Here is a 10,690-nt window from a genome sequence, read left to right as displayed (position 1 = left end):
GCGGGCACGGTGCTGAACGCTGAGCAGCTGAAGCGCGCGGTGGACGCCGGCGCCCGCTTCATCGTCAGCCCGGGGCTCACCGAGGGCGTTGCGTGCGCCGCTGAAGCGGCGGGCGTTCCGCTGCTGGCGGGCGTGACCAGCGCAAGCGATATCATGCGCGGCCTCGACCTCGGGCTCGACCGCTTCAAGTTCTTCCCCGCCGAGACATCCGGCGGGGCGGCCGCACTCTCCGCCTTCGCCGGCCCCTTCGCCGACATAGCCTTCTGCCCCACCGGCGGGATCAACCCCGCCAATGCCGGGGGCTATCTGGGGCTGGGGACGGTGCTCTGCGTAGGTGGCGCCTGGGTCACGCCAAAGGATGCGTTGGCGGCGAGGAACTGGAGCCGCGTCACCGAGCTGGCCCGGGCGGCCTCGCAGCTGCGGCCTGCGTCCTGAGGCATGTCCGGCTCAGCGTTGTCGCCAGGCCGAACGTAAGCGGTAGGACACTCTTCACCGGACCCGATCGCGCGCTCTCAGCGGACCTTGGTCGCCGCCTGCAGGTAGGCCATGTTGCCTGCCGCGACGTCGGGCGGGAGGTCCTCGCGCATCAGGCTCTCCGCGTCGGCCAGCTTGCCTTCCATGCCCAGCACCAGCGCCAGGTTCTGCCGCTCCTGCGCCGAGGCGGCGGGTTGGGCTGCGGCGCGCCTCAGATAGCTCTCGCCCTGGGCCGCCTGGCCGTGGGTGGCGTACCATAGGCCGAGATTCGAGAGCACGGCCGGGTTGTCTGGCGACAGGGCCAGGGCTTGGCCATAGGCTGCACGCGCCTCATCGGGCTGCTGGTTCTGGTCGTGGGCCACGGCCATGAGGGAATAGACGCGCCAGTCGCGGGGCGCGACCTTCTCGGCGCGCCGCAGCGGCTCCAGGGCGTAGAAGCCCTTGCTCGCCGCAACGGAGGTCCGGGCGCTTTCCAGCAGCGCCTCCACGTCGTCCGGATAGAGCACCAGCACCTTGGAGACGGCGTCGCTCGCCTCAGGGTAACGTCCGAGGGCGCGCAGGGCTGCAGCGAGTTCCACGCCGGCCGTGGCGTCGGTGGGATCGATCCCGGCCTCGCGCGCCCAGAAGGCGGAACGGGCCAGCGAGTCCAGCCGGTCGGCTGCGGCGCGTTCCTGGGCGTTGGCCTTCTTTGGCTCGGCGGCTGCCGCTGCGGGATCGGCCTTCGGGGGCGCTCCCGCGGCGGGCTTGGATGGACCGAACGGCCAGGCCGCAGCCGGTCCGGCCAGCGCGCATGCGACCAGGAGGGCGGCGAGGACGGTTGCGGTCGGCTTCGGGTTGCGACACATCTTCGAGACCTTGGGCGGCGAAACGTCCGTCACAGTTTCGGCGACCCGCTCTCAAGGAAGCGTTAAGCATGCCCGTCCCATCCGGCCCCCGCCTGCAGGAGCCACGCCCGACGTGACCGCCGCCCACGAGACCCTCATCGTCGAAGCGGACGATCCCACCCGCATCCATCTGGTGGACGAGGCCGGCGCGCCAGCCCTGCTGGTAGGCCTCGGCGCTTCGGCCCAGGCGCAGGCCGCTGGCCAGCGCTTCACCGGCAAGCCCGGCCAAGTGCTCGTGCTGGTGGCCGCGGGCGGGGTGGTGCGTGACGTGGTGGCGGGCAAAGCGCCGGACCTTTGGCGCGCTCTGGCCGCACGCCTGCCGGCCGGCGACTATGCGGTGGTGGAGGCGCAGCTGACGACCGAGGCGGCGACCGCCTGGGCGCTGGGCGGCTACCGCTTCGACCGCTACAAGGGCGAGCATGACCACCCCAGGCCGCGCCTGGTCGCGCCACCCGGCGTGGACCTGGCCGCGGCCCTTCGCATCGCGCACGCCTGCGCCCTGGCCCGCGACATGGTCAACACGCCGGCCAACGACATGGGCCCGCTGCAGATCGAGGCCATAGCCCGCGAGATCGCCCAGGCTCATCGGGCCACCCTCCAGGTCGTCACGGGCGAAGACCTGCTGGAGCAGAACTATCCCGCCATACACGCCGTGGGCCGCGCCGCGACCCTGGCCCGCGCGCCTCGCCTGATCGAGATGGTCTGGACCGGCCCGGACGCTGGGGAGGCCGCGCCCCACGTGGTGCTCGTCGGCAAGGGCGTGGTGTTCGACACCGGCGGCCTGGACATCAAGCCCTCGTCCGGCATGCGCAACATGAAGAAGGACATGGGCGGCGCCGCTCATGCCCTGGCCCTTGCGCGCATGGTGATGGGAGATGACCTGCCGGTGCGGCTCACCGTGCTGCTGCCGGTGGTGGAGAACGCCATCAGCGCCGATGCCATGCGGCCGGGCGACGTGCTGGCCTCGCGCCGGGGCCTGAGCATCGAGGTCGGCAACACCGATGCGGAGGGTCGGCTGATCCTGGCCGACGCCCTGACCCGGGCGGGTGAGCTCGCCCCGGACCTGACGATCGACCTCGCGACCCTGACCGGCGCGGCGCGGGTGGCGCTGGGGCCCGAGCTGCCGCCCTTCTACACAGACGACGACGCTCTGGCGGCCGAGATCGAGGCTGCGGCGCGTGCGGTGTCCGATCCGCTCTGGCGCATGCCGCTCTGGGCCGCCTACGACTCAGCGCTCGATAGCGACGTGGCCGACCTGAAGAACGACCCCGACGCCTGGGCGCAGGCGGGCTCCATCACCGCCGCCCTGTTCCTGAAGCGGTTCGCGCCGACCGTCGGCGCCTGGGTGCACCTGGACGTGTTCGCCTGGAACCCGCGCAAGCGTCCGGGCTGGCCGGTGGGCGGAGAGGCCCAGGCCATCCGCGCCCTCTTCCAATTGCTGCGCCGGCGCTACCCGGCGCTACCCGGCCCAGGCGTAAAAGGAGTGACGTGAACCCGCTCGACCCCCGCGTGACCCTGGCCCGGGGCGGCGTCGCCGCCCTGGCGCTGGAGGGCGTGCAGGAGGCGACACGGTATCTGACGCCCGAGCCGATGCAGGCCGCCTTCGCCGTCTGCGCGATCCGGCGGGAGCCCTCGCGCACGGCCGAGCAACTGGACCAGCTGATCTTTGGCGAACGCTTCGACATGCTGGAGCGCCAGGGCGGCTGGGCGTTCGGCCAGGCGCTTCGCGACGGCTATGTGGGCTGGGTGCGGCTGGAGACGCTCGCGCCCGCCGGGCCGCCGCCGACCCACTGGGTAAGCGCGCTGCGCACCTACGCCTTCGGCGAGGCGTCCATCAAGGCCGACCCCGTGGCATGCCTGTCCATGAACGCCCTGGTGCGGGTCGAGGCGAGCGACGGCCGCCTCGCTCGGCTCGACGGCTCAGGCTATGCGCCCGAGCGCCACCTGCGCCGGCTGGGCGACTGGGCGCATGACCCGGCGGCCGTGGCCCTGGCCTATCTCGGCGCGCCGTACCTCTGGGGCGGTCGGGACTCGGTGGGGCTGGACTGTTCGGGCCTGGTGCAGCAGGCCTTCTATGCCTGCGGCCAGGCCGCGCCCCGCGACAGCGACCAGCAGGCCTTGCTCGGCCGGGCGGTCGATCGCGAAGCGCTGGTCCGCGGCGACCTGGTGTTCTGGCGCGGGCATGTGGGCATGATGCTGGACGCGGAGACCCTGATCCACGCCAACGCCTTCCACATGGCGGTGACCGCCGAGCCCCTGGCCGCAGCGGTGGAGCGTGTCGTGGGAAGCGACGGCGGCCGTCCGACGGACTACCGGCGGCTGTCTCCCGCATGACCGACGAGGCCGACCTTCGCGAACAGCTTGTCTACGTCATGCGCACCATGGCGGAGCGAGGGCTGAACCGCGGCACGTCCGGCAACGTCTCCGCGCGCCTTGGCCTCGGCATGCTGGTCACCCCCAGCGGCGTGACGCCCGACCGCCTGACGCCCGAGGCCATGGTCGAGATGGACGGCGAGGGCCGCGCCGCGCCGGGCGCCCTGAAGCCTTCAAGCGAGTGGCGCATGCACCACGGCCTCTATACCCGCCGGCCCGACGTGTGCGCAGTGGTCCACTGCCATGCCCGCCACGCCACCATCCTGGCCTGCGTCGGCCGCCCCATCCCGCCGATGCACTACATGGTGGCCGTGGGCGGCAAGGCGTCCATTCCGCTCGCGCCCTACGCCACCTTCGGCACCGACGCCCTGGCGCGGGGAGTCGTGCAGGCGCTTGACGGCGGTCAGGCCTGCCTGATGGCCAATCACGGCCTGATCGTCGCCTCCACCGACCTGGAGCGTGCGCTCGCCATCGCCGAGGAGGTGGAGGAGCAGGCCGCGGTTTACTGGGGCGCGCTCGCGATCGGCGGCCCGAACGTGCTGAGCGAGGCCCAGATGGTCGAGGTGTTCCAGCAGTTCCAAGCCTATGGCCAAACAGCTTCGCCGGCATGATCGCCTGGCGTGGGGTCAGCAAGTCCTTTGACGGGGGAGCCACCCAGGCGGTGGACGAGGTCACGCTCGAGGCCGCGGACGGCGGCTTCCTGGCCATCGTGGGCGAGTCCGGTTCCGGCAAGAGCACCCTGGTCAAGATGCTGAACCGGCTGGTGGAGCCGGACCGCGGCGAGGTCCTGGTCGGCGGCGAGGCGGTGGGGCAGGGGCCGCCGCACGCCCTGCGCCGGCGTATCGGCTACGTATTCCAGGCCATCGGCCTGTTCCCGCACCTCAGCGTGGCGGAGAACATCGGCGTCACGCCCCGCCTGCTCGGCTGGCCGGCGGAGCGGATTGAGAGGCGGGTGGGGCGCCTGCTCGACCTCGTGCGCCTGCCGCAGGCCTATGCGCAGCGGCGGCCCGACGCCCTGTCCGGCGGCCAGCGCCAGCGGGTGGGGATCGCCCGGGCGCTTGCCGCGGAGCCCCGTATCGTGCTGCTGGACGAGGCCTTCGGCGCCCTCGATCCGGTGACCCGCGAGGCGTTGGCGAGCGACTACCGCGCCCTGCACGACGAACTCGCCCTGACCACGGTGATGATCACCCACGACGTGCTGGAGGCCGTGCTGCTCGCCGACCGTATGGCGGTCATGCAAACGGGCCGCGTGCTGGCCCAGGGCTCGGCCCGTGAGCTGATGGGCGGGGACGCGCCCCCCTACGTGCGCGAGCTGATGGCCAGCCCGAGGCGCCAGGCCGAGCGCGTGGCCGAGCGGCTTGGGCTGGGCGTCCTAAATGTCTGAGCAGGTCCGCGCCGCCTTCGCGCTGCTGCCGGCCTATCTCGCCGGCCATGTGGCGCTCAGCGCGGCGGCGCTGGTGCTGGGCCTGCTCGTCGGCCTGCCGCTGGCCCTCGCCTCCGCCCGCATTCCAGCGGTGCGTCTGCCGGCGCTGGGCTTCGCCAGCCTGGTGCAGACCATCCCGAGCCTGGCGCTGCTGGCCCTGTTCTATCCGCTGCTGCTTGCGCTGTCCGCCGCCGCCCGGGCGATGAGCGGCCATGGTTTCGCGGCTCTGGGCTTCCTGCCGTCCCTGCTGGCGCTCAGCCTCTACGCCCTGCTGCCGATCCTTCGGAACGGGGTGGCGGGGCTCACGGGGCTCGACCCGGCGGTGGTGGAGGCGGCGAGGGCGGTGGGCATGACGCCCCGCCAGCGCCTGATCCAGGTGGAGGCGCCGCTTGCGGCCCCAGTCGTGATGGCGGGCGTGCGTACCGCTGCGGTCTGGGTGATCGGGGCGGCGACGCTTTCGACCGCGGTCGGCTGGACCAGCCTCGGCGACTACATCTTCTCAGGCCTGCAGACCGAGAACTGGGTGCTGGTGCTGTTCGGCTGCGGCGCCTCCGCCGCCCTGGCCCTGATCACCGACGGCCTGCTGGCCCTGGTGGAGACCGGTCTGGCCCGTCGCTCGCGCCTGCGTCTGGCGCTTGGCGGCGCAGGCCTGCTGGCCGGGACCGTCCTGGCTCTGGCGCCGCTGGCGGCAGGCGCCGGTGGGCCGAAGCCCTACGTCATCGGCGCCAAGAACTTCTCCGAGCAGTACATCCTGGCCGACCTGATGAGCGACCGGCTGAAGGCGACGGGCGCCCGCGTGGTCCAGCGCTCCGACCTCGGCTCGGTGATCGCCTTCCGCGCGCTCGCGGCCAATGACCTGGACGCCTATGTCGACTACTCCGGCACGCTGTGGACCAACGTGCTGCACCACGCCGACACGCCGCCCCGGCCCGAATTGCTCCGCCGCCTGACCGCTGAGCTGAAGGCCCGCTACGGCGTCACCCTGCTGGGGCCGCTGGGCTTTGAGAACGCCTATGTGCTGGCGATGAAGCGGGACCGCGCGAACGCCCTGCACATCGTCAGCCTCTCCGACCTGGCGCCGCGGGCGCCTGCACTGAAGCTCGGCTCCGACCTGGAGTTCCTGTCCCGCCCCGAGTGGCGCGCCTTGGTAGGCACCTACGGCCTGAGCTTTAGGGCGCAGACGCGCTACCAGCCCACCTTCATGTATCGTGCGCTGGAGGGCGGCGAGGCGGACGTCATCTCCGCCTTCTCTTCGGACGGCCGCATCGCCGCCGACCATCTGGTCGCCTTGTCGGACCCCATGGGCGCAGCCCCGAGCTACGATGCGGTCATCCTCCTGTCTCCCCACAGCAGCGCCGACGCGCGACTGCGGGGCGCGTTGCTGCCCCTGGTAAACAGGGTGCCGGTCCAGGCCATGCGCGCCGCCAACCTTACGGTCGACCGCGACGCCGACAAGCTCACTCCGCAACAGGCGGCCCAGGCGCTGGCGAAGGCGATCGGCCGGTGAGCAGGCCGCCCGGAGGGTCGGGCCCGCTACACGCGTTGAACGACGACCACCATGTTGGACCATTCATGTTGCGGCCGCGAGTCGCGGATGGCGGCGTCGTCCCAGCAGCTGGAGAAGAAGAAGGCTTCCAGCCTTCCCGCCGCCGCCTTCGCGTAGCCGATCAACTCCCTCATGCAATATTCCCTGACGTGGAAGTGCGGCGCGTCTTCCGGTCCACTCTCGTACGGAAATATAGGCTGTGGATTGTCGTTCCTCGCCATGGCGTCGACCGCGCCGGCACGGAAGAAGTTGGGCGTCGTGATGATCAGGCGCCCCCCCGGCCTTAGGTGCCTTACAAGGAATGAGATCACCTTGACGGGGTTCACGAGCAGGTGTTCCAGAACCTCGGCGAACAGGATTATGTCGGCCCGAAGCCCGAAATCCACGTCATCCAGATCCTTCGCGGTCAGGTCCTGATGGATCGCGTGAGCCTGGAGAGAGGCGGGCATGGGCATCTGAGGACGATCCAGCGCCCATACCTGCGCCCCCGGAAACAGCCGTTGAACTGCGAGCGTATTTACGCTCCAGCCCACATCAAGGATCGTCTTGTCCTCGCTTGTCCCCTCCGCCATCAGCTTCGCTACGATGTTGGAGAGTTCAAAGAAGCGTAGTCTATGTTGCTCGACATAGAAATCCTGGCCGCTGAAGCCCGGCATTTCCGCCTCGAACGTCGCATACGCGGCGTCAATGACGGAATTGAAGTGTTCATATCCAATGGCGTCAAACGCCGAGAGTGAGGTGGTAGCCTCGCTCACGTCCGCGGTGCGAGCCTGGTTGAACAACTCGTCCGCTGCAGGATCATAGGCCGGCCGCGCCGACGACAGGCCAGGAACCAACCGGCTGCCCGCAAATTCGTCTGAAGACGCCACCGATTGCAGGTAGGCGGCTGGGCTCATCCCTTGCTGTAGCGCGGCTACGCCACTTTCTAGTCCTACATCTTCCGGGGAGCGCCGCAGCACGCTGGTATAGACCAGCCTGACGAAATCCTCCGTGTCCATTCCGCTGAGGGTCAAGTGACGTTCCTTTGTGATGCAACACGGAGGCGGACAGGAATTGTGCGGCTCTCTTGTTCGGCGGCGCGGTCGCTCTTCACCATGGCGGCGTCACCAGGGAGCCTAGGGCTGGGGCTCACCCGCCTTGTGCATCTGGAGCACGGAGGGGAAGGCGCGATCCCACGTCACACGCTCACGGATGACCCTTGCAGGCGAGCCGGCCAGAAGGGCGCCGGGCGGAGCGGACTTCGTCAGCAGCGCTCGTGCAGCTATGACGGCGTCTTGGCCGACATCTGCGCCTTTGAGGACCGTGGCGCCGAAGCCGATCCAGGCGTGAGGACCGATCAAGATGTCTTCGGGCGGATTTAGCACCTCACCTGTGTCCTTGTCCAAGATGGCGTGGTTATCGGTGGCGGCGACATAGGTTTCCGCAGAAAGCATGCAATCACGCCCTACTATGATGTAGCGGTCAGGCCCTTCGATGTGGAAGTACGTCCCGACCGACGTGGACTCCGCGCCGAACACGAAGGCGCTCGAAGAGGTGTAAAGAGCCACGCGGTAGGCCTGATCTTGCCCGGCGCGACCGCTGCAATAGGCCATGTTGCCGGAGCCGCCGAAGCGGAAGTCCCCTCTCATGGCGCATCCGGGCCCAAACACCAACAGATTGCCTGAGTATCCATAGGTGTGGACGTCCACGTGTATGGGCGTCGCAGCGGCGTCGACCACGACGGTGAATTCCTCGCCCTCCTTGATGCCGTGGACCCAGACGCCCCGGTGTGTGAGAGCCACGCGATCAGCTTCCAGCGAGCATCGATAGACCTGCAGATCTCCTAGAACAACGACAGGGTCGCCGGCTTGCGCCAAGACGTCCAGGCCGCGCCAGGCTGAATGGTTCATGATGAAGTTGTGTATAACCTCTGCGCTTCCGCCTGAACTCACCGCGTCGAGCAGGTTTGACTGGCTGGTGTCTTCCTTACGCTCCTCGTTCAATCTATAATGTGAACAGAAGAGCGGGAGCCTTGATTTAAATTCTGGTGAGTTAAGCAGTCCATAGAAGAACTGATCAATGCTGAGGTGCTCGTCAAGCTGGCTGGCCGCGTCTTGCAGGCCGCCGCTGTCAGCCTCCCGCAGGAGCACGGCTCGATAGGCTGCCGCTACGATCTGGGTGGCTGTGAAAGAGGATGACATTGCGCACGACGTGAATCTCAGATTAGTTTTCCGGCACACGGCGCGCGAACGCAAGCCGTTCCGACCCGTGGGCGGTGGTCTCCGGACGGTTGGAACTCCGACCGGGCTTGTCCGGCCTTGGCCCACTGATCTTGCGCTTGCCGGGGTGAGCGGACGCCGGACGCGCTGTATAGCATCGATCTCGGAGCTGCCCCGCCGGAAGCCAGCCTTGACTTTCGATGGCTCTCGCCTAAGTCGATCGAGACAGACCGGGATCGGGCCCATAGGCTTCGAAGGCGACTCCGCCGGACTCGGTCGCTTGCCCCGCGAGACATGACCGACTTCTCCCAGCTCGGACTTCGACCCGAAGTCCTCCAGGCGGTGATCGACACCGGCTACACCACGCCCACCCCCATCCAGGAACAGGCCATCCCCGTGGCCATGGCCGGCCGCGACGTGCTGGGCATCGCCCAGACCGGCACCGGCAAGACCGCCGCCTTCACCATCCCCATGATCGAGCGGCTGATGAGCGGCCGCTCCAAGGCCCAGATGCCCCGCGCCCTGGTGCTGGCCCCCACGCGCGAGCTGGCCGACCAGGTCGCCTCCTCCTTCGAGAAGTACGCCAAGGGCACCAAGCTGTCCTGGGCGCTGCTGATCGGCGGCGTCTCCTTCGACGAGCAGCTTAGGAAGCTCGACCGCGGGGTGGACGTGCTGATCGCCACCCCCGGACGCCTGCTCGACCTGTTCGAGCGCAAGAAGATCATGCTGATCGGGGTGGAGATGATGGTGGTCGACGAGGCCGACCGCATGCTCGACATGGGCTTCATCCCCGACATCGAGCGCATCTTCAAGCTGACGCCGCCCAAGCGCCAGACCCTGTTCTTCTCCGCCACCATGCCGCCGGAGATCACCCGGCTGACCACCCAGTTCCTGAAGGACCCCACCCGGATCGAGGCCTCGCGCCCGGCGACGACGGCGGAGAACATCAGCCAGTACGTGGCCATGATCCCGTCCGCGGAGCCCAAGGCCAAGCGCAATGCGCTCCGGGCCCTGATCTCCGGCGCCGACGTTAAGAACGCCATCGTCTTCTGCAACCGCAAGTCCGAAGTCGACGTGGTGGCCAAGTCGCTGATCCGCCACGGCTTCGACGCCGCGCCGATCCACGGCGACCTGGACCAGTCCCAGCGCACCAAGACGCTGGAGAACTTCCGGAACGGCGGCCTGACGATTTTGGTGGCGTCGGACGTGGCGGCGCGGGGACTCGACATCCCGGCCGTGGGCCAGGTGTTCAACTACGACGTCCCCCACCATGCTGAGGACTACGTCCACCGGATCGGGCGGACCGGCCGCGCCGGCCGCTCGGGCGAGGCTTTCATGATCGTCACGCCGGCCGACGCCAAGGGCTACGACAAGGTGCTGAAGCTCACCAAGAAGGAGCCCGAGACCCTGACGCTGGACCTCGACTGGGGCCGGCTGGAGGTCGAGGGGCGCGAGGATGGCGCACGCCGCAGGAAGCCCGCCGGCCGCGAGCGCGACCGCGGCTACCGCACCTCCCGGCGCGAGGCGCACGGCGAGCCTCAGGCCGGCGTCCTCGCGGACGTGGCGGCTGAGGCAGTTGCAGCGCCCGAGACCGAGGCGGCCGCGCCGGCGCGGCCGGCCCGCCGCACGCGGGGCGGCCGCACCCGCTCGGCTTCGGATCAGCCCGCGGCCGTCCTTCCTGAAGCAGCTCCACCGGCTGCCGAACGGGCGGCCTACGGGGAGCGCGAGCCCAGCCGTCCCGCGGGCGGGGTCCTGGAGGCCGACGCCCGCAGCGGCCCGGCCCGGCCCGGTC

The 10,690-nt window shown here is 69.5% G+C and carries 10 protein-coding genes; 7 read left to right on the top strand and 3 right to left on the bottom strand.

Features of this window, described 5'->3' with window-relative positions; translation table 11 throughout:
- On the top strand, positions 1-435 hold a 435-nt coding region (gene eda, locus HUV06_RS11400), incomplete at its 5' end, for a bifunctional 4-hydroxy-2-oxoglutarate aldolase/2-dehydro-3-deoxy-phosphogluconate aldolase (RefSeq protein ID WP_174301385.1).
- A 77-nt stretch (positions 436-512) separates the two neighbouring features.
- Here eda and HUV06_RS11395 read toward each other — a convergent pair.
- Positions 513-1,319: a tetratricopeptide repeat protein gene (locus HUV06_RS11395; RefSeq protein WP_174301384.1), complete on the bottom strand. Its 807-nt coding sequence runs from the start codon at positions 1,317-1,319 to the stop codon at positions 513-515.
- A gap of 112 nt (positions 1,320-1,431) precedes the next feature.
- On the opposite strand from HUV06_RS11395, the gene HUV06_RS11390 reads away from it, so the two are divergent.
- The 5 genes from HUV06_RS11390 to HUV06_RS11370 are packed head-to-tail and all read left to right on the top strand — an operon-like array spanning position 1,432 to position 6,661.
- Positions 1,432-2,850 (top strand): M17 family metallopeptidase, encoded by a 1,419-nt coding sequence (locus HUV06_RS11390; protein ID WP_371811072.1) that lies wholly within the window; start codon positions 1,432-1,434, stop codon positions 2,848-2,850.
- On the top strand, positions 2,847-3,692 hold the full coding sequence (locus tag HUV06_RS11385; protein WP_254601070.1) for an NlpC/P60 family protein: 846 nt from the start codon (positions 2,847-2,849) through the stop codon (positions 3,690-3,692). Before HUV06_RS11390 ends, HUV06_RS11385 begins: the two co-directional genes overlap by 4 nt.
- Positions 3,689-4,342 (top strand): class II aldolase/adducin family protein, encoded by a 654-nt coding sequence (locus HUV06_RS11380; protein WP_174301383.1) that lies wholly within the window; start codon positions 3,689-3,691, stop codon positions 4,340-4,342. Before HUV06_RS11385 ends, HUV06_RS11380 begins: the two co-directional genes overlap by 4 nt.
- Entirely contained in the window at positions 4,339-5,115 is a 777-nt protein-coding gene (locus HUV06_RS11375; protein ID WP_174301382.1) for an ATP-binding cassette domain-containing protein, read from the top strand. The genes HUV06_RS11380 and HUV06_RS11375 overlap by 4 nt, the downstream gene beginning before the upstream one ends.
- On the top strand, positions 5,108-6,661 hold the full coding sequence (locus HUV06_RS11370; protein WP_174301381.1) for an ABC transporter permease/substrate-binding protein: 1,554 nt from the start codon (positions 5,108-5,110) through the stop codon (positions 6,659-6,661). The genes HUV06_RS11375 and HUV06_RS11370 overlap by 8 nt, the downstream gene beginning before the upstream one ends.
- Before the next feature lie 26 nt (positions 6,662-6,687).
- On the opposite strand, the gene HUV06_RS11365 is transcribed toward HUV06_RS11370, so the two are convergent.
- Entirely contained in the window at positions 6,688-7,713 is a 1,026-nt protein-coding gene (locus HUV06_RS11365) for a DUF4214 domain-containing protein (RefSeq protein WP_174301380.1), read from the bottom strand.
- A gap of 102 nt (positions 7,714-7,815) precedes the next feature.
- The gene (locus HUV06_RS11360; protein ID WP_174301379.1) at positions 7,816-8,934 is read right to left on the bottom strand and encodes an acyltransferase; all 1,119 of its coding nucleotides are present in this window, start codon (positions 8,932-8,934) and stop codon (positions 7,816-7,818) included.
- Positions 8,935-9,192: 258 nt separating this feature from the next.
- On the opposite strand from HUV06_RS11360, the gene HUV06_RS11355 reads away from it, so the two are divergent.
- On the top strand, positions 9,193-10,690 hold a 1,498-nt coding region (locus tag HUV06_RS11355), incomplete at its 3' end, for a DEAD/DEAH box helicase (RefSeq protein ID WP_174301378.1).

The organism is Caulobacter sp. S45, assembly GCF_903642205.1.
Lineage (GTDB): Bacteria > Pseudomonadota > Alphaproteobacteria > Caulobacterales > Caulobacteraceae > CAHJWH01.
This window is presented reverse-complemented; position numbering and strand designations above follow the sequence as displayed.

Coding starts and splice junctions, on each gene's coding strand:
- HUV06_RS11380 (WP_174301383.1), top strand. CDS start 3,689: ATGACCGACGAGGCCGACCTTCGCGAACAGCTTGTCTACGTCATGCGC.
- HUV06_RS11370 (WP_174301381.1), top strand. CDS start 5,108: ATGTCTGAGCAGGTCCGCGCCGCCTTCGCGCTGCTGCCGGCCTATCTC.
- HUV06_RS11395 (WP_174301384.1), bottom strand. CDS start 1,319: ATGTGTCGCAACCCGAAGCCGACCGCAACCGTCCTCGCCGCCCTCCTG.
- HUV06_RS11375 (WP_174301382.1), top strand. CDS start 4,339: ATGATCGCCTGGCGTGGGGTCAGCAAGTCCTTTGACGGGGGAGCCACC.